Raw genomic sequence first — 19,848 nt, 5'->3', positions numbered from 1 at the left:
GGGTGTCAGGCGGCGGCGAGGGCCGGGCGTGGGGTGCGGGTGAGGCAGTCGTCGGTGAAGGCGAGGGCGCGCAGGTGGTAGGGGCGCGCGGCGTGGCCCAGGGACAGGTTGTGGCCGGCGCCGTGGGCGGTGGTGAGGTGAGCGAGGCCTTCGGGGAAGGCCCGGGTGAGGGCGGTGCGGGCGGGCGGGTCCAGGCGCCACCAGGTCTCGTGGTCGGCGAGGGTCAGGCGTACGGGGACGCGGACGCGGGCGGCCAGGGTGGTGTAGCGGGTGGGCCAGGTGGCCAGTTCGCGGGATTCGAGGGCGGGGACGGGGGTGAGCAGGGTGCGGGCGGCGTGGAAGGTGCCGGGCGGGTAGAGGTGCAGGGGGCCCCAGTTGAGGCGGCCGCCGCCGGCGAGGTCGTCGGGCCGGTCCCACGCGCCGGGGGCGTAGTGCTGGGCGAGGCCGGAGATGTCGACGCCGAGCAGGGGCAGGGCGGGGTCGTCGGGCCAGTGGGCGGCGAGCTGGAGGGCGATCTTGCCGCCGAAGGAGTGGGCGAGGAGCTGGACGCCGGCGCCGACGGGGTGGGCGCGGGCGTAGTCGGTGAGGGCGGCGTGCAGGGTGGCGGCCTGGTCGGCGATGAGCTGGCCGTGGGGCAGGCGGCGGGCGGAGGCGCCGTGGCCGGGGCGGTCGGGGGCGAGCACGGTGTAGCCGAGGCGGGCGGCCAGGGTGAGCAGGTCGGTGTCCGGGTGGGCGGGGCCGGCGAAGTAGGCGGCGCGCATGCCGCGTCCGTGGATGGCCAGCAGCAGGGCCTTGGGCTCACCGGCCGGCATGGCGGGCCCGGCCGCAGTGGCGGATCCGGCGGGTGCGGCGGGGGGTTCGGCGACCAGGGCGGAGACGGGGATGCCGTCGGCGTCGAGGACCAGTGAGCGCACCAGGGGGCTCGGGGCGGGGGCGTGCCTCATGCGGTCACCACCCGGCGGGCCGCGTCGAGCCCGGCGGCATCGAGGCGGGCGGCGTCGAGGCGGGCGGTCCAGGTGCCCACATCGCCCTGGCGCATGAGGGAGGTGCCGATCAGCAGGCCCGCGTAGCCGGCGTCCAGGAGGCGGGCGCCGTCGGCCGGGTCGGTGATGGCGGAGGCGGAGACGGGGGCGCGGGTGCCGCACGCGCGCAGGGCGGGCAGCAGGCGCAGGGAGCGGGTGAGGTCGCCGGTGTCGCGTTCGCGGCGGCGGATGTCCTTGTTGTTGACGGCGATCACGCACGCCTCGGGGCGGGTGAGGCGCTCCAGTTCGGCTTCTTCGGTGATCTCGACGAAGGGGGTGAGGCCGAGGCCGAGGGCGGCGGTGATCAGGCGGCGCAGGGAGGCGGCGGGCAGTAGGGCGGCGGTGAGCAGGACGGCGGAGGCGCCGAGGGCGGCGGCGGCCTCCAGCTGGGCGGGGCGGGTGAGGAAGTCCTTCTGCAGGACGGGCAGGGAGGTGGTGGCGGTGACCTCGCGCAGCAGGCGGGGGGTGCCGCCGAACCAGCGGCCGGTGACCACCGACAGGCAGGGGGCGCCGGCCTGTTCGTAGCGGGTGACGAGGTCGGTGACGGTGCGCGGGCCGAGCAGGTCGGCGCCGTGGGGGTCGCGGAGCTTGATCTCCATGACCAGGGGGCGGTCGGCGGCGAGCAGCGCGTCCAGGAACCGGGTGGAGGCGGACGCGGCCGGGAGGACGGACGGGGGGCCGGCGGCGGGCGCGGGGACGGCGGCGGGCAGGGAGGGGGCGGCGGTCATGGTCGGGGGTCCTCGGGAGACGGCGGCGGGAGGGACGGCTGGTGCGGGTGCCAGGCGCGGGTGAGGGCGGTGAGGGCCTCGCGGGTGAAGCGGCCGGCGCCGTCGCGGGCGGCGGTGTCGATGTCGGCGCCCGCGTACAGGGGGTGTTCGGTGACGGTGGTGTAGGCGGGGCGGTTGCCGGCGTTCAGGCCGCCGGCGAGGAGGAAGGGGATGCTCAGGCGCGGCAGCAGGGCGTGGACGTCGGCGGGCCGCAGGGGGTGGCCGGTGGAGCCGACGCGGCCGTCGTCGGTGACGGTGTCCAGGAGGAACAGGTCGCATCCGGCGCGTTCGAAGGCCCGGATGAAGGGGCGTTCCAGGCAGCGGCCGCGGGCCAGGTGCAGGACCTTGACGAGGACGGCGTGGGGCAGGCGCCGGCGCAGGTCGGCGACGACGGCGGGCGGCTGGTAGGCGTGGAGCTGGATCCAGCGCACGCCGGCGTCGGCGGCCAGGCGGGCCAGGGCGGCGGCGTCGTCGAGGAAGGTGACCAGGACCGGTTCCAGGCCGCTGCCGTGGGCGGCGGCGGCCAGCCGGACCAGGCGCTCGGCGCTGAGGTCGGCCGGTCCCCCGGGCACGCCGTGCCACAGGCCCACCAGGGTCGGGCCGCCGGCGGCGAGCAGGGCGACGTCGGCGGCGGTGCGCGCCCCGCACACCTTCAGGTGACGCAGGCCCGGGCGCGGGGCGGGCGCCGGGCGCCGCGCGACGGCGGTGCCCGGGGGCGCCGGCAGGACGGGCGGGGCCGGCGGGAAGGACGGGAAGGACAAGAAGGGCGGGGAGGACGGGCCCGGCGGGGAGGGCGGGGAGGGCAGGGCGTTCATTTGCCGAGTCCGAGCATCGCGGCGATGCGGTTGTACTGGATCTCGTTGCTGCCGGAGTAGATGGTGCCGGCGACCGCGTTGCGCACGTCCTTCTCCAGCCCGTACTCCGACATGTAGCCGTTGCCGCCGAAGACCTGGACGGCGGCCAGCGAGGTGGCGAGGTTGGACTCGCTGGTGAGGAGCTTGGCGATGGCCATGTCGACGGTGACGTTCTCGCCGGCCTCCAGGCGCTGGGCGGTGTCGTAGAGCCACTTGCGGGCGGTCTCCAGGCGGATCTTGGTGTCGACGATCTTGTTGGCGACCGACTGGTAGGAGCCGATGGGCTTGCCGAAGGACATCCGGGTCTTGGCGTAGTCCAGGCAGCGGGCCAGGCGGTGCTGCATCTCGCCGGTGTTGACGATGAAGGAGTAGAGGATCTCGCGCTTCATGACGTGGTCCAGGACGAGGAAGCCGCCGCCGACGCGGCCCAGGACGCGGTCGGCGGGCACCCGTACGTCGTCGAGGTAGACCTCGGACAGCGGGGAGGTGCGCAGGCCCATCTTCCTGATGGGCTTGCCGGTGCTCAGGCCCGGCATGCCGCGCTCCAGGAGGAAGGCGGTCACGCCGAGCGCGCCGCCCTGGGGGTGGGTGCGGGCGTAGACGACGATGACGTCGGCGACGGGCCCGTTGGAGACGAAGGTCTTGGCGCCGGTGAGGACGAAGTGGTCGCCGTCGCGCACCGCGCGGGTGCGCATCTGCATGGCGTCCGAGCCGCCCTCGGACTCGGTGATGGCGTGCGCGCCGATCGCCTCGCCGGAGGCGATGCGCGGCAGGTAGGCCTCCTTGAGGGCGGGCGAGCCGAAGGCCTGCAGGGGCACGCCGGTGGAGGCCATGGAGGTGGTGACGCAGAAGTTGAGGCCGCCGTCGCGGCAGTGCTGCCCCAGGCCCTCCAGGACGTACATGGTCGTCAGCAGGGACTGTCCGAGCCCGCCGTGGGCCTCGTCGAAGGGCAGGGACAGGATCCCGGTCTTCTGGATCAGGCGCCATTTGTCGTGGGAGAAGGCGGCCTGCTCGTCGCCTTCGATGTGGCCGGCGCTCAGGTCGTCACCGAAGCGGGCCAGTGCCTCGCGCAGGGCGTCCTGGTCGGCGTTCCAGCGGATCACGGTGGTGCCGCCTTCCTCCCGGGCCTGCCGCTCACGGGGGCCCGGGGTGTCCAACCGGCGCGGGGCGCACCGGCGTTCAGTGGCTTGACTCGCTTGACGGGCATGACGGGCTTGCGGGCTTGACGGGCTTGACTCGTTTGACGGGCTTGACGGGCTTGACGGGCTTGCGGGCTTGACGGGCTTGCGGGCCCGGCTCGTGGGCCGGGCTTGCGGGTTTGACCCGCTTGACGGGCGTGGCCCGTCCGGCGGGCCCGGGCCGGCTTCGGCTCGCCTCGGCCGGCCCCGGCTGTGCGGCCGTCGGCCTAGTAGGCAGAGGAGTTGTGGGCGTCGAGCTGGTGGACCTCGTCGCCGCGCAGGGCCGGGGAGAAGACGCACACCAGGCGCATGTCCTCGTGGGGGGAGGCGACGAGGTAGTGGGCGTCGTGCTCGTCCAGGGCGTACAGGCGCCCGGGGGTGATGGGGTGGGCGTTGCCGTCCATGTCGACGACCTCGCCGGAGCCGGCGATGCAGTAGCAGGCTTCGAGGTGGTTGCGGTACTCCAGGCGGGACTTGGTGCCGGCGTTGACGATGGTGTCGGTGAGGCTGTAGCCGAGGCCGTCGCTCTCCACAAGGAAGCGGCGGGACAGGCCGTTGCCCCACTCGACGGTCTTCACGTCGTCAAGGTCGCGGATCAGCATGCGGGTTCTGCCTCTCTGGTGGCGGGGGTGAGGGTGACGGCGGTGCCGGTCGTGCCGGTGGCCGCGCCGGTCGTGGTGCCGGTGGTGGTGCGGGTGGGTCCGCCCGCCCGCGGGGGGTGGGGCGGGCGGAGTTCACGGAGGAAGGCGCGCAGCGCCGCGAGGGGGTCGGTGCCGGCGTTCAGGGCGGCCTCGACGCGTTCGACGGCGGCGGAGCCGACGACGGCCGCGCGGGCGCCGGTGGCGGCGACGGCCTCCAGGTCGGTGGCGCTGCGCACGCCGAAGCCGATGGCGACGGGGGTGTGGGGGGCGGCCCGGTTGAGGGCGGCGACGGTGGCCTTCAGGGTGCGGTGGCCGGCGGCGGGTGCGGTGCCCGAGCGTCCGTAGTGGGCGACCAGGTAGACGTAGGCGCCGTGGGCGGTGCGGGCGGCCTCGGTGAGGACGCCGGGGCCGGAGGTGGCGTAGCAGGTGGCGACCTGGGGCAGGCCGGCGTCGCGGCAGGCCTGCTGCCAGGCGGGGCGCCGGCGCGGGGGCAGGGCGTGGACGAGCAGGGCGTGGGCGCCGGCGGCGGCGATGGCGCGGGCGGTGTGTCCGGGGTCCGGGCGGCGCAGGCTGTGGGACCAGTCGGCGAGCAGTGCGATCTTCAGGCGTCTGAGCTGCGGGACGAGGCCGGTGAGTTCGGCCAGGACGGTGTCCAGGGTGGTGCCGGCGGCCAGGGCGCGGGCGGCGGAGCGGCGGATGACGGGGCCGTCGGTGGGCGAGTTGGGGAAGGGGACGGCGAGTTCGAGGACTTCGACGCCTTCGTCGTCGAGCATGCGGGCGGTCTCGGCCAGGGGGGCGGGCGGGTCGCCGGCGTTGAGGAACACCGCGAGCGCGGGGCGCCCGTCGGGGCGCTCGGGCAGGAACGGGCGCTCGGACGGGAACGGGCGCCCGGGCGGGAACGGGTGCTCGGGCGGGAGCGGGTGGTCAGACACCGGCCACCGCCTTGTCCCCCGCCGTCGTCGTGCGGGCCGCGGTGAGTGCCGTGGCCGTCTTGCCGGGGGTGCGCAGGCGCTGGGCCAGGGCGCGGGGGGCGCCGTCGGCGAGGGCGGCGAGGGCGGTGGCGTGGGCGGTGGGCCAGTGGGTGTGGCGTCCGGAGGCGATCGCGAGGGCGGCGGCGTTGAGGGCGATGGTGTGGGTGGCGGCGCGGCCGGCGCGGCCGGCGAGGGCGTCGAGGAAGTGGCCGGTCAGGTCGCCGGGGTGGGGGGCGAGGTCGGCGAGGGTGCCGGTGTCGGGGGCGAGGGAGCCGGCGGGCAGGTGGATGGTGGTGTGGGGGGTGTGGAGGGTGTTGTCGGCGAAGGGCAGGAGTTCGTCGGCGCCTTCGGTGTTGTGGGCCAGCCACACCTGGCGTCCGCTGCCGTGCGTGCCGGTGCGGGCGGTGAGGTCGCGCAGGGCGGTGAGGGGGGCGGTGGCGGAGACGCCGGTGAGCTGGGCGGTGACGGGGGCGGTGGCCAGGAAGGGGCCGAGGGCGTTGAGGAAGCGGCCGAAGGGCTTGAGGGTGAGCGGGTAGAGCAGGCGGGCCAGGCGGGTGAGGGCCGGCGGGTAGACGTGCGGGCCGGCGAAGGCGATGTTGTGGCGGGCCAGGTGGTCGGCGGTCTCGGTGTGGGAGGAGGTGAGGGTGATGCCCAGGCGTTCCAGCAGGTCGATGGAGCCGGCCGCGCTGGTGTAGGCGCGCGAGCCGGTCTTGACGACGGGTACGCCCATGCTGGCGGCGGTCAGGGCGGCGGCGGTGGAGAGGTTGAAGGTGGCCGGTCCGCCGCCGGTGCCGACGATGTTGGCGCTGCCCGGGTGGGCGGGGCCGGGGTCGGGGCTGCGTTCGGTGAGGGAGGTGGTGAGGGCGGCGAGGGTGGCGGTGTCGGGCAGGCGGGTGGCGAGGCTGGCCAGCAGGGCCGCCGCCTGGGCCCGGTCGCTGTCGCGGGCCGGGCCCTGGGCGGCGCCCTCCAGCCGGTCCCACCACGAGCGCCAGGTGTCCAGGGGGACGGGCCGGGCGGCGATCAGGTCGGTGAGGGCCGGGTGCACGGGGATCAGCCGCCGGCGACGGTGGCGGCGAGCGCGCGGCGCTGGGCGATGAAGGCGTCGATCGCCTGCACGGAGCGGAAGTTGTTCGGGTCGAGGTCGGTGTCGTCGACCGGCAGGGCGAAGTGGTCCTCGACCCAGGCGATCAGCTTCAGGACGCCGAGGCTGTCGATGACGCCGTCGGTGAGCAGGTCGTGGTCGTCGGCGAGCTGCTCGGGGGTGACGTCGGGCAGGAACTCCTCGATCAGGAACTTCTTGATCTGCGCGATGTTGTTCATGGTGGTCGCAACTCCCTTGAAAGGTTCGTGACTTCCGGAAAACAGGGCTTCGGACGGCAGGGCCCCGGACGGCAGGGCTCCGGGTGTGCCGGTCGGCCGGCGGGCCGGTCAGCCGGCGGGCCGGGCGGTGTGGGGGGCTGTGCCGGCGAGGACGGCCTTGCGGTCGACCTTGCCGGTGGGGGTCTTGGGCAGCGGGGTGTCGTGGATGGCCAGGCGTTCGGGCACGGCGGCGCGCGGCAGGTTGGCGGCCAGGTGTTCGCGCAGGGTGAGGGTGTTGAGGGCGGAGCCGGGGGTGCGGTGGACGGCGGCGTGCAGGCGCTTGCCGGTCAGCGGGTCGCTCTCGGCGGCGACGGCGGCCTCGCGGACCTCGGGGTGGGCGAGCAGGACGCGTTCGACCTCGGCGGTGTTGACGGCGACTCCGCGGACCTTGACCTGGAAGTCGGCGCGTCCGGTCAGGTGCAGGCGGCCCTGGGCGTCGCGTACGGCGAGGTCGCCGGTGCGGAACCAGCGGCGGCCCTCTCCGGCGCCGTCGGGCCGGGTGGTGAAGCGGCCGGCGTCGCGGGAGCGGTCGAGGTAGCCGGCGGCCTGGAAGGGCGTGGAGACGTACAGTTCGCCGCTGCCGGGGCCGGTCACGGGGGTGCCGTCGGGGGCGGCGAGCAGGGTGCGCACGCCGGGCAGCGGGGTGCCGATGGGCACCGGCAGGGCGGCGGTGGCGTCCAGGGCGTCGAGTTCGTGCAGGAAGCTGTCGTTGGTCTCGGTGCAGCCGTAGATGTTGTAGAGGCGCGCGGCGGGCAGCAGGGCGGGCAGCGCGGCCAGGGTGCGGGCGTCGATCGCGTCGCCGGTGAACGCGGCGTGCTCGACGCTGTCCAGCACCGTGGCGCCGCCCGGGCCCTGGGAGGCGGCCTGGGTGAGCAGGGCGTAGCACAGGGGGACGGCCTGCAGGACGTGGGGGCGGTGGCGGGTGAGCTGGGTGAGGAGGTGGCGGGCGGACAGGGCGTGGGCGGGGTCCAGGAGCAGGACGGTGCCGCCGGCGGCGAGGGTGGCCCAGACGTCGAGCAGGCACAGGTCGAAGTTGAGGGGGGCGTAGTTGGCGACGACGCGGCCGGGGCCGAGGTCGAAGGTGTCGTGGGCCCAGGCGGTGAAGCGGTCGACGGCGCTCTGGGCGAGGGGGACGATCTTGGGCAGGTCGGTGGAGCCGGAGGTGGTGAGCATGAAGGAGGTGCCGGCGGCGAGGGTGGGCACGCCGGGGTGGGTGGTGGCGGGCAGGGCGGGGGGCCGGCGGCCGGCGGGGGTGAGCAGGTGGCGGGCGCCGGCCTGGGTGTGGAGGGCGGCGAGCAGGGCGGGGGCGAGCTGGGGGGAGGGCAGCAGGAAGGGGCGGCGTTCGGTGAGGCAGGCCAGGACGAGGGCGACGGCTTCGGGGGATTTGGTGGCGTGCAGGGCCACGGGTTCGCCGGGGGCGAGGTCCAGGGCGCGCAGGCGCCGGCGTTCGCGGCCGGTGAGGTGGGCGAGTTCGCGGTAGGTGAGGGCGCGGTCGTGCCAGAGCAGGGCGGTGGCGTCGGGGCGGCGGCGGGCGTGGTGGGCGAACGCGTCGGGCAGGGACAGCGGCGGCACGGCGGCGGGGGCGTCTGGGGTGGTCATGGCGGGTCACTCCCCTGCCGGGGCGATGGTCGCCCAGCCGGCCTTGACGGCGGTGGTGGTGGCGGTGGCGGTGGTGGTGGCGAGGGTGAAGCGCACGACGGTGCCCCGGTCGTGGGGGTGCAGGGTCAGGTGCAGCGGGGTGCCGGGGGTGACGGGGGCGGCGAAGCGGGCGCCGAGGGCGGTGATGCGGGTGGGGTCGCCTGCGGCGTGGCGGTCGGTGATCTCTTCGGCGGCCAGGGCGAGCAGGTGCATGCCGTGGGCGATGGCCGAGGGGAAGCCGGCGGCGCGGGCGGCGTGGTCGTCGAGGTGGATGGGGTTGAGGTCGCCGGCGGCGTGGGCGTAGGCGCGCACGTCGGCGGGGGTGAGGGTGTGGGTGAGGGTGTGGGGTCCGGTGTCGGGGGTGGTGCCGGGGTGGGCGGTGGGGGGCAGGGCGCCGTGGGGGGTGATGCGGGTGGCGCCCAGGAGGAGGGCGGCGGTGGTGAGTTCGGCGAGCAGGGTGCCGTGGGGGGTGGTGAGGCGGGTGGTGAGGGCGATGCGGGTGCCGCGCGGCTCACGGCGGGCGGCGGTGACGGTGACCTCGACGTCGGTGCCGGTGGCGGCGTCGGTGGCGGGCGGCAGCGGGTGGTGGGTGCGGATCTCCTGGGCGAGGTGGACGACGCCGGTGAAGGCGTCCTCGCCGGCGGTGAGGGCGGCGACCGTGTGCTGGGCGAGGGTGTGGGCCAGGACGAACGGGTGGGCGGGGGATGCGAGTTGGCCGGCGGGGCCGGTGGCGGGGGGCAGGCCGGTGCGGGCGGCGGTGCGGTAGGCGGCCAGGGCTTCGGCGGTGACGGGCACGCGGGTGCGGAACACCGGGGCGGCGTGCGCCGGGTCCGTCGCGGGCTGTGCCGTCGGGGCCGGGGCCGGGGCGGCGGGGGTGGGGGTCGTGGTCATGCGGGGGTCACCACCAGGGTCGAGTTGTGGCCGCCGAATCCGAAGGAGTTGGACAGGGCCGCGCCGGGGCGGATCGGGCGGGGGCGGGTGTGGACGACGTCGAGGTCCAGGCCCGCTTCGGTGGTTTCGTGGTTGGCGGTGGGCGGGACCAGGCGGTTGGTCATGGCCTGGATGGCGGCGATGAGTTCGACGGCGCCGGCGGCGCCGATCAGGTGGCCGATGACGCCCTTGGTGGAGGTGACGGGCACCGCGTGGGGGCCGAAGACGGTGCGCAGGGCGGCGGCTTCGGCGCGGTCGTTGTGGATCGTGGCGGTGCCGTGGGCGTTGACGTGCGTGATGTCGGCGGGGGTCAGGCCGGCGTCGGTGAGGGCGGCGCGCATGGCGGCGGTGGCGCCGGCGCCGTCGGGGCGGGGGTTGGCCAGGTGGTAGGCGTCCGCGCTGGAGCCGTAGCCGGCCAGCAGGGCGTAGGGGGTGCGGTGGCGGGCGCGGGCGTCGTCCAGGCGTTCCAGGACCAGGAAGCCGGCGCCTTCGCCCATGACGAAGCCGTCGCGGTGGGTGTCGAAGGGGCGGGAGGCGCGGGCGGGGTCGGCGTTGCGCTGGGAGTGGGCGCCGAGGTTGCCGAACGCGGCGAGGGTGACGGGGGTCAGGGTGGCCTCGCAGCCGCCGGCGATCACGACGTCGGCGCGGCCGGTGGCCAGGAGCATCGCGCCGTGGCCGATGGCGTCGGCGCCGGAGGCGCAGGTGGTGGCGATCGTCAGGGCCGTCCCGCTCCAGGACAGGCGCATGGCGATCTGGGCGGCCGCGGCGTTGGGCATGGTGATCAGCGGCATCAGCGGCGAGACCCGCAGCGGGCCGTGCTGGGTGTAGGCGGCGGACTCGCGGTCGCTGGTGGTGCGTCCGCCGACCGCGTTGCCGACGACGATGGCCGAGCGCCCGGGCCCGGGGTGGGGGGAGCCGGCGTCGCGGTGGGCGGCGAGGGCGGCCAGGGTGGCGTAGTGGGCGAAGGGGTCCAGGCGGCGGGCGTCCTTGGCGGGCAGCGCCGGGTCGTGCGGCAGGGCGGTGACGGGGCAGCCCAGGCGTACCCGGTGGCGGGCCAGGGCCGGGTCGGTGAGGGCGCGTGCGGTGGAGCGTCCCTGGCTGACCGTCTGCCAGAACTCCTGCAGGCTGTGGCCGGCGGGGCTGATGACGCCCAGGCCGGTGACCGCGATCTCGGGCCGTACGGGCCGCGTGGGCCGCGTGGGGGGTGCGGGCCGTGCGGGGGCTGCGGGCCGCGTGGGGGGTGCGGGCCGTGCGGGGGCTGCGGGCCGGTCGCGTTCCGGCGAGCGCGGGGACTGCGGGGGCTGCGAGGGCTGCGGGGGCTGCGAGGGCTGCGAGGGCTGCGGGGAGTGCGGGTGGGGTGGCGGGGTGGGGGCTGGCATGCGGGTCGTCCTCCCTTCGGCCGGGCGGCGCGGGTCAGATGAGGCCGGTCTGGGCGGCGGCGGTCAGGAACGCGTCGGCGGCGAAGTCGATGTCGGCGGCGCTGTGGCGGGCGGTGACCGCGATCCGCAGGCGGGCCAGGTCGTTGGGCACCGCGGGGGTGACCACCGGCAGGCCGATCACCCCGGCCTTGCGGCAGGCGGTGGCGTAGTCGTAGGCGGCGTCGTCGGAGCCGGCGATGACCGGGATGACGGCGGTTCGGCTGTCCATGGTGCGGATGCCCGCCGCGTTCAGGCGCGAGCGCAGGCGTTCGGCCTGGGTCTGGATGTGGGTGACGCGCTCGGGCTCGCGGCGCAGGATCCGCAGGCACTCCAGCGCGGCGCCGGTCTGCGCGGGGCCGAGCGCCGCGGAGAACAGGAACGGGCGGGCGGCGTAGCGCAGGTGGCCGATCAGGTCGGCGCTGCCGGCGACCCAGCCGCCCATGGAGGGGATGGCCTTGGAGAGGGTGCCGAGCTTGACGTCGACGCGGTAGCGGTGGCCGAAGTGCTCCTCGATGCCGCCGCCGCGCGGGCCGATCACGCCCAGGGCGTGGGCCTCGTCGACCATCAGCAGCGCGCCGTGGCGGTCGCAGACCTCGCGCAGCTGCGGCAGCGGGGCGATGTCGCCGTCCATGGAGTAGACGCTGTCGACGATCACCAGGCGCACCCCGGTGGCGGAGGCGGCCTTCAGGCGGCGTTCCAGGTGCTCGACGTCGTTGTGGCGAAAACGCGTGACCGTCGCGCCCGACAGGCGGCAGCCGTCGACGATGCTGGCGTGGTCGTACTTGTCGATCAGGACGGTGTCGCCCTGGCCGACCAGGGCGCCGACGGTGCCGACGTTCGCCGCGTAGCCGGAGCCGAACACCAGCGCCCGCTCGCGGCCGGCGAAGCGGGCGACCTCCGCCTCCAGCTCCTCGTGCAGCGGGATCGTGCCGGCCAGGGCGCGCACGCCGTGGTTGCCGGTGCCGTAGACGTCCAGGGCCGCCTTGGCCGCGGCCACCACCCGCTCGTCGCCGGCCAGTCCGAGGTAGCTGTACCCGGACATCATGAGCAGGCGCTCGCCGTCCAGGTCGCAGTAGGCGCTGTCGCGTTCCATCGTGTAGGCGACGAAGCTGTTGCGGCGCGAGGCGTCGAACTCCAGCGCGTCGACGCGCTCCAGCGTCTGGTCCAGCTTCGGCTGAAGGCGCTGCCATGCTGCGGTGGCCATACTGCTCACTCCTCACGGGCAAGGGGGATGCGGGGACGGGGCGGCGGGGAAACCGGCCGGGGCACCGGCGGGAGCGCCGGATGCCGGGGGTGCGGGTGCCGGGGGTGCGGGTGCCGGGGGTGCGGGTGCCGGGGTGCGGGTGCCGGGGTGCGGGTGCCGGGGTGCGGGGGTGCCGTGTTCCCGGGGGCGCCTGGTGCCTTTGGTTCCCGGGGTGCTTTTGCCGGGGGCGGTGCCCCCTTTTCCCCTGTACGGGCTTTCCCGGGTGCGGGGTTTCCCGGTGCCGGGTTTTCGGGTGCGGGTTTTCTCGAAGCGTCCACGCGGGGTGCTCAAGGATGGCTACATTTCTACGGCAGGAAGCGCAAGGCGGCCGCAACAGCCCGATTCCCGGCCTGCGGTAACGCTCTGACGTGCGGAAACCCTGCGCCTACGACGCATGGACCGGCCGGTGGGTATGTTTCGCCGACCGGTGTTGACACCGCGCAAGCAGCCGAATGTATGGTCGAAATCCGCCGGAACGAAAAACCGAACGGCTGGTCGGCGTTGCATTTTCCGGTCCGGGTTCTTTCCAGGGCCCGCGGCCCGGCACCGCCGCCCGCGGGCCGCGCCGCGGCTCAAGGGGGTTGGAGCTATGTTGAACGGTTCGCGGGACGACGGGGCGCCGGGCAGATCGGGGGCGCCGTCATGCTGATCCGCCTGACCGGCCTGGTGACCGTCGAACACGAGGGCGCCGCCCCGCAGCACCTGTCCGGCGCCCAGGCGCAGGTGGCCTTCGCCCGTCTGGTGCTGGAGCGCTTCGCCGGCACCGGGCGCGACGCGCTGGCCGACACCGTGTGGCCCGACGGCCTGCCCGACACGTGGGCCTCGGCGCTGCGCAGCGTGGTCTCCCGGGTGCGGGCGTTCGTCGCCGCCCCGGGCCAGGGGCCGGGGGCGACGCCGCTGGTCTCCCAGGGCGGGCGCTACGTGCTGCGCCTGCCGGCGGACGCGGCGGTGGACGTGGAGGTGGCGGCGAGCGCGGTCGGCGAGGCCGGCGAGGCGTTCGGCGCCGGTGCCTACCCGGTGGCGCAGCAGCTGGCGGCGGGCGCGATCGCGAACCTGCGCGGTTCCTTCCTGCCCGACCACGACGGCGAGTGGGCGTGCGGGGTGCGCGACCACGTCGACGAACTGCGCATCTGCGCCCTGGAGACGGCGAGCCTGTCGGCCTCCGCGCTGGGCGAGGAGCACCACGCGCTGCGCTGGGCGGAGGAGGCGGTGCGCCGGGCCCCGTTCCGCGAGAGCGCCTACCGCTGCCGGATGGCCGCGCTGGCCGCGGCCGGCAACCGGGCCGAGGCGCTGCGCTGCTACCAGCAGCTGCGTCAGGTCCTCGCGGAGGAGCTGGGCATCGACCCGGGCCCCGAGTCCCAGGACATGTACCTGTCGCTGCTGCGCTCCCCCGCCCCGGCCGCCGACGCGCCCCTCCCGGCCCCGGGCCCGGCTGCGGTGGCGGTGGCGGGCGCCGCGCCGGCCGCGGGGCCGGCTGCGGGTCCGGCGGTGCCCGCGGTGGACCCGGTGCTGATGGGGATCTTCGAGCCCCTGCCGCCGGGGCGCTGGAGCCGCTCCGGGCCCCCGGTGCGCGCCGCCTGACGCCCCGCCGCCCCCGGGGGCGCCCGGGGGCGGGCCCCTCTCCGCGCCTCTCCGTCCCTCGCCGTGCCTCTCCGTGCCTCTCCGTCCCTCGCCGTCCCTCGCCGTGTCTCTTCTCTGTCTGCCGCTCCGGTGTCTGTCCTCCGTTTCCCCCCGCTTCCCTCTCTTTCCCGCCCCGTCCCTCCCCGGTTCCTCTCCGGTTCTTCGCGGGTTCTTCGCGGGTTCTTCGCCGGGGATGTCCCCGGCGTGTTGCGGGGCTGTTGCGGTGGGCGGGCGGGCCCCGTGCGGGAGGGTGGGCGTAGTAGCGTCATGACCCGAAGTCGCGCACCGCGCGCGGCGGTTCACGACGACGGACCGAACGGACGGGGGCCTGGATTTTGGGAAGGGGTGGTGGGTGTGGGACGGACACGCGCTACGGCGCGGGTGATCGAGCACCCGGGCGTGGAGGACCTGAGCGTCCAGCAGGTGCTGGAGGCGCTGGCGGACCCCGCCCGCAGATCGGTGGTCTGCCGGCTGGCCCGCGAGGACGCTGACCTCAGCTGCGGCTCCTTCGAGCTGCCCGTCTCCCGTTCCACCTCCACCCACCACTTCAACGTCCTGCGCCAGGCCGGGCTGCTGCGCCAGTACTACGTGGGCACCACCAAGATGAACGCCCTGCGCAGCGAGGAACTCGAACACCGCTTCCCCGGCCTGCTCACCGCCGTCGTCGCCGCCGCGCACGCCGAGACCGCCCCGGGCCCGCCGGTGCGCGAGGCCGTGCGGCCCGGCTGACCCCGGGTCCGGCGCCCCGGCCGCTCCGGGGCGCCCGGCCCTGCCGGTGTGCCCGGCCCTGCGGGTGTCCCGGCCCTGCCGGCGTGCCCGCCCCGCCGGCATGCCCGGCCCGCGGCGGCTCAGACCCGCGCGAGGAGGGCGAACCGCTCGTCGTCGACCGGGCGGCCCCACAGGTCGCGATCGCCGCTCAGCGGCTCGACCCGAAGGTCGGCGACCAACGGCCGCACCGCGCCCGCCAGGGCGTCGGCGCCGATCCCGCCGCTCCACGGCAGCCGCCCGGCACCGGCCGCGTACGGCGCGTCGTCCTGCCCCGGCTCGCGCCACCGGCCCTCGACCAGGACCAGCCTGCCGCCGGGGCGCAGCAGGGCGGTCCACTGCCGCAACGCGGCCTCGGGGTCGGGCAGTGTCCACAGCAGGTGCCGGCACAGCAGGACGTCGAAGCGCTCCTCGCCGACGGGCGGTGCCGCCGCGTCGCCGGTCAGGAAGCGTGCCGGCAGGCCGGCTTCGGCCAGCTTCGCGCGTGCCCGCTCCAGCATGCGCGGTGCCAGGTCGACGCCCGTGACGCGGTGTCCGCGCCGGGCCAGCAGCATCGACAGCGACCCCGTTCCGCAGCCGACGTCGAGCACGTCGAACGGCCCGGGCGGCGCGGAGGGGACCCAGCGTTCCAGGAGGCGGGTCCACGCCAGGCGGGTGGGCCCGGTGCTCAGCCCGTGGTCGGGCTCGTCGTCGAAGGACGAGGCGGCGGCGTTCCAGTACTCGGCGATGGCGGCGGAGTCCTCATGCATGGCCGGCATCCTCGCAGTCACGACCGACAGCCCCGCGGCCCGACGCCGGACGCGTGCCCGCCCGGGGCGCGCGATCCGCCCGTACACGGCACGCCGCCCGCCGGCACCACGCCGGTCCTCCGCACCCCGGCCCGCCCACCGGCCCGGCAGCCCACGGATCCGCCCGCGGCCACCGCCCTCCGCACACCCCGCCACCCGCTCCCGGCATCCGGCACCCGGCACCCGGCACCCGGCCCACAACGCCCGCCCGCGGCCCGCCCACGCCGCACGGGCCCCACCACCGCTCCCCGCAGTCGCACTGCACCCCGCCACGCCACGCCGGCCGGCCTTCTTCACGCCCCGCCACCCCCGCGCCCGGCACCGCCCCGCAGGCCCGCCCACGCCGCACGGGCCCCACCACCACTCCCCCGCAGCCGCACCGCACCCCGCCACGCCGGCCGGCCTTCTTCACGCCTCGCCACCCCCGCGCCCCACGCCCCACGCCCCACGCCCGGCACCCGGCCCACAGGCCCGCCCACGCCGCACGGGCCCCACCACCGCTCCCCTGCAGCCGCACCGCACCGCACCCCGCAACGCCACGCCACGCCGACAAGTCTTCTTTCCTTGACAATTTTTTTTGTCGGCAAGATGCTGGAGGGGTGCTGGACGTCGCCGTGATCGAAGAACCCGCCGCGGCCGAGGCCTGTCTGGACCCGATCCGGGCCCGGATCCTCGCCGCCCTGGCCGAACCCGGTTCGGCCGCCATGCTGGCCGCCCGTCTGGGGCTGGCCCGGCAGAAGGTCAACTACCACCTGAAGGAACTGGAGCGTCATCACCTGGTCGAGCTCGCCGAGGAGCGGCGCAAGGGCAACGTCACCGAACGGGTCTACCGCGCGGCCGCCGCCTCCTACGTGATCTCCCCGCGGGTGCTGGCCGGGGTGAGCCCCGATCCCGAGCGCTCCCCCGACCGGCTCTCGGCGCGCTGGCTGCTGGCCCTGGGCGCGCGGCTGGTCCAGGAGGTCGGGACACTGGTCACCGGTGCCTCCCGGGCCGGGCGCAAGGTGGCCACGTTCGGTCTCGACGCGCAGGTGCGCTTCGCCTCGGCCGCCGACCGGGCCGCGTTCGCCGAGGACCTCGCCCAGGCCGTGGCGGCCCTGGTCGCCCGCTACCACGACGAGGGCGCGCCCGGCGGGCGCACCCACCGCGTCGTCGCCGCCCTCCACCAGATCCCCGCCACCGCGCCCGCCGCCGCGCCGCCCACCGGAACCCCGCCCACCGGAACCCCGCCCGCCGAAAGCCCGTCCGCCGAAGCAGCGGCGGACCCCGCAGCCCCGGAGCCCCCGCGATGACCCACCCGTTCGAGATCGCCCTGGACACCGTCCTGCCCGCCGGTCCCGAGCAGGTCTGGGAGGCGATCGCCACCGGCCCCGGCGTCGACTCCTGGTTCATGGGCCGCAACACCGTCGACCCCCGCGAGGGCGGCACCGCCGCCATGACCACCGCAGGGCACCGCCAGGAGGCGGTCGTCACCGCGTGGGAGCCCGCCAAGCGCCTGGCCACCCGCACCCCCGAGACCGGCGACGGCCGCTTCATGGCCTTCGAGTACCTCATCGAGGGACGCGAGGGCGCGGCCACCGTGCTGCGCGTGGTCCACAGCGGCGTCCTGGGCGACGACTGGCAGGAGGAGTACGACGCGCTGCGCCGCGGCTGGCCCTTCCACCTGCACACCCTGCGCGAGTACCTGGCCCACTTCGCGCACCGCACCGCCGTCCCGGTCTTCGCCGCCGCCCCCGCCCCGGGCCGCGCCCCGCAGGAGATCCGGGCCCTGCTCGCCGGCGCCCTCGGCCTGCCCCTGCCCGTCACCGAAGGCGCCCGCGCCCGCGCCGACGTCCCCGGCCTGCCGCCGCTGCAGGGCCACGTCGTGTGGGCCGACGACGAACGCATCGCCGTACGCGGCACCGACGCCCTGCACACCTTCCACCACGGCCCCGGCCTGGTCCTGCTCTTCCACCACCTCTTCCACCCCACCACCGACGGCCCCACCACCGACGGCGCGGACGCCGCAACGGAGATCGGCACGGAGGCCGACCGGGCGGACGCCGCCTGGCAGCAGTGGCTCACCCGCCTCCTCGCCTGACCCCGCCCACCCCCACGCCCCTGACGCCCCACGCCCCTGACGCCACCGACCGACCGCAAGGACCCCTCATGCGCACCCTGATCAGCACCGCGTTCATCTCCCTCGACGGCGTCGTCGAGGCCCCCGGCGGCGAAGCCGGCTACCGCAACGCCGGCTGGACCTTCAAGGACGTCGAGTTCCTCCCCGAGGCCTACGAGATCAAGCAGCGCGAACAGCAGGAAGCCGGCGCCGTCCTCCTGGGCCGCGTCAGCTACCAGGCGTTCAGCCCCGTCTGGCCCGACATGCCCGAGTTCGCCCGCTACAAGACCCTGCCGAAGTACGTCGTGTCCACCACCCTCACCGACGCCGACCTCACCGACACCTGGGGCCCCACCACCATCCTGCGCACCATGGAGGACGTGGCCCGCCTCAAGCAGGGCGACGGCGACCCGATCATCGTCCACGGCAGCGCCACCCTCAACCACGCCCTCGCCGACGCCGGCCTCGTCGACCGCTACCACCTGCTCGTCTACCCGCTGCTCCTGGGCGCCGGCAAGCGCCTGTTCCCCGCCACCGACAAGGACGCCCAGAAGCTGCGCCTGACCGAACACACCGTCTACCCCAACGGCCTGCAGAAGCAGATCCTCGACGTCCTCCACTGACCCCCCCGTCACACCACACCGCCCGCCCCCGGCACCACCGTCCACGCCCCGCCCCCGCACGGCGGGAGGACCAGGGGCGGGCGCGCCCGACCGCGCCCGCGCGGCACCGGGGCCGCCGTCCCGGAGAAACGGGACCGGGCCGCCGGCCGGAAGAGGCAGGACCGCGAAGAGGGGTGACGCCCCGCCGGCCACGGCACCGGGCCCCGCGGGGCACACCACGTCGGGCGCCCGCCCGGCAGGCCCGGGGCGCGGCGGGGCATCGCGCCCCGCCACGCCCCGCCCCGCACTGCCCCCCCGGCTCCGCCCCCCCCGGGGGGCCGCCCCGCCGGGCCTGCCCCGCGCGCTCCGGCGTCCCGGGCCGAAGACCCCGCCCGGACCGGAGCCGGGAGCCGCTCGCCGCTCGTCGCGCGGGCTCAGGGGCGGGCGGCGGCCAGCAGGGCGAAGGCGGCGATGATCACCGCGACGCGGCCGTAGTGGTAGCGCTCCCAGCGCTTCATCTGCTCCTTCCAGTCCGCGGGCCGGTTCTCGGGGGTCCACGTCTTGCCCCGGTTGTTGATCGGGACGAGCAGCAGGACCGACATGAGCACGCTGACGACCAGCAGGGCGCCGGCGGTGACGACGAGAGCGGCGCCGTGGCGGTGCCACCCGGCAACCGCCCACAGCACGACCAGGACGAGCGAGGCGATGTACCAGAAGGGCATCACCGCGCCGAGCATCCGCCCGCCGTGCGCGCGGCCGAGCTGGCCGCCGTCACCGGGAAGCGCGTCGAAGATCCGGTTCACGAAGAAGGCGACGCAGAACTCCACCCCCACCATCACCCCGACGACCACGGTGGTGAAGACCTCCAGTGCGCTGAGCATGATGACCCCTCCAGGCATCTAGTGCTGCTAGCCGATGAGGCAACGCTAGTACTACTGCCGCTCGCTTGTCTAGCGGTGCTAGGGTCGGGTCATGTCGGTCATGCCGGTCCAGGAACGCAAGCAGCGCGAACGGGCGCAGCGCGAGCGCCTCATCGTGGCGGCGGCCCGTGAACTCGCCGAGCGCCAGGGCTGGGAGGCGGTGACCACCCGGCGCCTGGCCGAGCGCATCGGCTACAGCCAGCCCGTCCTGTACGGGCACTTCCGCGGCAAGCGGGAGATCATCGGCGCGGTCGCCCTGGAGGGCGCCGCCGAGCTGGCCGCGACGGTGCGGGCCGCGGCCGCCGGCAGCGCGGGCGGGCCGCGGGAGCGGGCCGGTGCCGTGGCCCGGGCCTACCTCGGCTTCGCCGCGGGCAACCCGGCGCTCTACGACGCCCTGTTCCACCTCGACGCCGGCCTGGCCTTCGCACGCGAGGACACCCCCGGGCCGCTGAAGGACGCCTTCACCGCACTGCTGGACAGCCTCGGCGAGGCGGCCGGCGACGGCACCCGCCCGGCGCTGTTCACCGAGGTGTTCTGGGCCGCCCTGCACGGACTGGCCACCCTCGCCCGGGCCGCACGCCTGCCACCCGGGGACACCGCGCGCAGGACACAGCTGCTGGTGGAACGGCTCACCGCCAGCTGACACCCCGCCCGGCCCGGCACCCCATCACAGCCGCCGCACCGCCCCGGGGCCCCGGCCCCCGCCGCCCGCGCTCACCCACGCCCGCACCCGCGCGCCGCGACACCCGCCGACCACGACCCGTTGCCCGCACCGCAGGTGACACCCCGCCCGCCGGCCCGCCCGCGCACAGCAGGCACCACCACACCCCGTTGCCCGCACCACAGGTGACACCCCGCCCGCCGGCCCGCCCGGGGCCACGGCGCAGCGGTACGGCCCTCGCCCCGCGGTTCGGGGCCCCGGGTACCGGCGTCCCGGGCGGGCCCCCGCCCGGGACGCCCGTACCCGTCGATCACGCCCCGGTACGCGCCCCGGCCCCGCCCGCCTACCCTGCTGCCGTGCCCCGGTACGGGCACAC

At 76.1% G+C, this 19,848-nt stretch carries 20 protein-coding genes; 6 read left to right on the top strand and 14 right to left on the bottom strand.

The window, feature by feature from the left end:
• Positions 1-5 precede the first annotated feature (5 nt).
• From ACFXDE_RS33245 to ACFXDE_RS33190, 12 genes are all read right to left on the bottom strand, one after another.
• On the bottom strand, positions 6-944 hold the full coding sequence (locus tag ACFXDE_RS33245; RefSeq protein ID WP_380498249.1) for an alpha/beta hydrolase: 939 nt from the start codon (positions 942-944) through the stop codon (positions 6-8).
• On the bottom strand, positions 941-1,750 hold the full coding sequence (locus ACFXDE_RS33240) for an indole-3-glycerol-phosphate synthase (protein ID WP_380498248.1): 810 nt from the start codon (positions 1,748-1,750) through the stop codon (positions 941-943). Before ACFXDE_RS33240 ends, ACFXDE_RS33245 begins: the two co-directional genes overlap by 4 nt.
• On the bottom strand, positions 1,747-2,604 hold the full coding sequence (locus tag ACFXDE_RS33235) for an N-(5'-phosphoribosyl)anthranilate isomerase (protein WP_380445179.1): 858 nt from the start codon (positions 2,602-2,604) through the stop codon (positions 1,747-1,749). Before ACFXDE_RS33235 ends, ACFXDE_RS33240 begins: the two co-directional genes overlap by 4 nt.
• The gene (locus ACFXDE_RS33230) at positions 2,601-3,746 is read right to left on the bottom strand and encodes an acyl-CoA dehydrogenase family protein (protein ID WP_380498247.1); all 1,146 of its coding nucleotides are present in this window, start codon (positions 3,744-3,746) and stop codon (positions 2,601-2,603) included. The genes ACFXDE_RS33235 and ACFXDE_RS33230 overlap by 4 nt, the downstream gene beginning before the upstream one ends.
• A 302-nt stretch (positions 3,747-4,048) precedes the next feature.
• Positions 4,049-4,423 carry an ectoine synthase gene (locus ACFXDE_RS33225; RefSeq protein WP_359973999.1) on the bottom strand — a complete coding sequence of 125 codons (375 nt, stop codon included), beginning with the start codon at positions 4,421-4,423 and terminating at the stop codon, positions 4,049-4,051.
• Complete coding sequence (gene trpA / locus ACFXDE_RS33220) at positions 4,417-5,394, bottom strand: tryptophan synthase subunit alpha (protein ID WP_380498246.1); 978 nt, start codon at positions 5,392-5,394, stop codon at positions 4,417-4,419. The genes ACFXDE_RS33225 and trpA overlap by 7 nt, the downstream gene beginning before the upstream one ends.
• Positions 5,387-6,478: a hypothetical protein gene (locus ACFXDE_RS33215; protein WP_380498245.1), complete on the bottom strand. Its 1,092-nt coding sequence runs from the start codon at positions 6,476-6,478 to the stop codon at positions 5,387-5,389. The genes trpA and ACFXDE_RS33215 overlap by 8 nt, the downstream gene beginning before the upstream one ends.
• 5 nt (positions 6,479-6,483) lie before the next feature.
• Positions 6,484-6,753: an acyl carrier protein gene (locus tag ACFXDE_RS33210; protein ID WP_380445183.1), complete on the bottom strand. Its 270-nt coding sequence runs from the start codon at positions 6,751-6,753 to the stop codon at positions 6,484-6,486.
• 108 nt (positions 6,754-6,861) lie between these two features.
• Positions 6,862-8,391, bottom strand: coding sequence for an AMP-binding protein (locus ACFXDE_RS33205; RefSeq protein WP_380498244.1), 1,530 nt, complete (start codon positions 8,389-8,391; stop codon positions 6,862-6,864).
• Positions 8,392-8,397: 6 nt separating this feature from the next.
• On the bottom strand, positions 8,398-9,321 hold the full coding sequence (locus ACFXDE_RS33200) for a MaoC family dehydratase (RefSeq protein WP_380498243.1): 924 nt from the start codon (positions 9,319-9,321) through the stop codon (positions 8,398-8,400).
• Positions 9,318-10,739, bottom strand: coding sequence for a beta-ketoacyl-[acyl-carrier-protein] synthase family protein (locus ACFXDE_RS33195; RefSeq protein WP_380498242.1), 1,422 nt, complete (start codon positions 10,737-10,739; stop codon positions 9,318-9,320). Before ACFXDE_RS33195 ends, ACFXDE_RS33200 begins: the two co-directional genes overlap by 4 nt.
• Positions 10,740-10,773: 34 nt before the next feature.
• Positions 10,774-11,982: an aminotransferase class I/II-fold pyridoxal phosphate-dependent enzyme gene (locus ACFXDE_RS33190; protein ID WP_380498241.1), complete on the bottom strand. Its 1,209-nt coding sequence runs from the start codon at positions 11,980-11,982 to the stop codon at positions 10,774-10,776.
• Positions 11,983-12,663: 681 nt separating this feature from the next.
• Here ACFXDE_RS33190 and ACFXDE_RS33185 point away from each other — a divergent pair.
• Together ACFXDE_RS33185 and ACFXDE_RS33180 are read left to right on the top strand one after the other, a co-directional pair.
• Positions 12,664-13,602 (top strand): BTAD domain-containing putative transcriptional regulator, encoded by a 939-nt coding sequence (locus ACFXDE_RS33185; RefSeq protein ID WP_380498240.1) that lies wholly within the window; start codon positions 12,664-12,666, stop codon positions 13,600-13,602.
• A 393-nt stretch (positions 13,603-13,995) separates the two neighbouring features.
• Positions 13,996-14,370 carry an ArsR/SmtB family transcription factor gene (locus ACFXDE_RS33180; RefSeq protein ID WP_380445189.1) on the top strand — a complete coding sequence of 125 codons (375 nt, stop codon included), beginning with the start codon at positions 13,996-13,998 and terminating at the stop codon, positions 14,368-14,370.
• 119 nt (positions 14,371-14,489) lie between these two features.
• Here ACFXDE_RS33180 and ACFXDE_RS33175 read toward each other — a convergent pair whose 3' ends face one another.
• A complete protein-coding gene (locus tag ACFXDE_RS33175; RefSeq protein WP_380498239.1) occupies positions 14,490-15,155 on the bottom strand; it encodes a class I SAM-dependent methyltransferase in 666 nt (221 codons plus the stop codon).
• 638 nt (positions 15,156-15,793) lie between these two features.
• On the opposite strand from ACFXDE_RS33175, the gene ACFXDE_RS33170 reads away from it, so the two are divergent.
• From ACFXDE_RS33170 to ACFXDE_RS33160, 3 genes are all read left to right on the top strand, one after another.
• Positions 15,794-16,483, top strand: coding sequence for an ArsR/SmtB family transcription factor (locus tag ACFXDE_RS33170; protein WP_380498238.1), 690 nt, complete (start codon positions 15,794-15,796; stop codon positions 16,481-16,483).
• Positions 16,480-17,271: an SRPBCC domain-containing protein gene (locus ACFXDE_RS33165; RefSeq protein ID WP_380498237.1), complete on the top strand. Its 792-nt coding sequence runs from the start codon at positions 16,480-16,482 to the stop codon at positions 17,269-17,271. Before ACFXDE_RS33170 ends, ACFXDE_RS33165 begins: the two co-directional genes overlap by 4 nt.
• A 68-nt stretch (positions 17,272-17,339) precedes the next feature.
• Positions 17,340-17,912 carry a dihydrofolate reductase family protein gene (locus tag ACFXDE_RS33160; RefSeq protein ID WP_380498236.1) on the top strand — a complete coding sequence of 191 codons (573 nt, stop codon included), beginning with the start codon at positions 17,340-17,342 and terminating at the stop codon, positions 17,910-17,912.
• Positions 17,913-18,325: 413 nt separating this feature from the next.
• Here the strand turns inward: ACFXDE_RS33160 and ACFXDE_RS33155 are convergent, their stop codons facing one another.
• Positions 18,326-18,772 carry an anthrone oxygenase family protein gene (locus ACFXDE_RS33155; protein ID WP_380445194.1) on the bottom strand — a complete coding sequence of 149 codons (447 nt, stop codon included), beginning with the start codon at positions 18,770-18,772 and terminating at the stop codon, positions 18,326-18,328.
• A 100-nt stretch (positions 18,773-18,872) separates the two neighbouring features.
• Between ACFXDE_RS33155 and ACFXDE_RS33150 the strand changes: the two genes are divergently transcribed.
• On the top strand, positions 18,873-19,454 hold the full coding sequence (locus tag ACFXDE_RS33150) for a TetR/AcrR family transcriptional regulator (RefSeq protein WP_380498262.1): 582 nt from the start codon (positions 18,873-18,875) through the stop codon (positions 19,452-19,454).
• Positions 19,455-19,848 lie beyond the last annotated feature (394 nt).

This window comes from Kitasatospora sp. NPDC059408 (assembly GCF_042751525.1).
Taxonomy (GTDB): domain Bacteria; phylum Actinomycetota; class Actinomycetes; order Streptomycetales; family Streptomycetaceae; genus Kitasatospora.
Note: the sequence above shows the minus strand (reverse complement) of the source record. Positions and strands in the feature narration are given on the sequence as shown.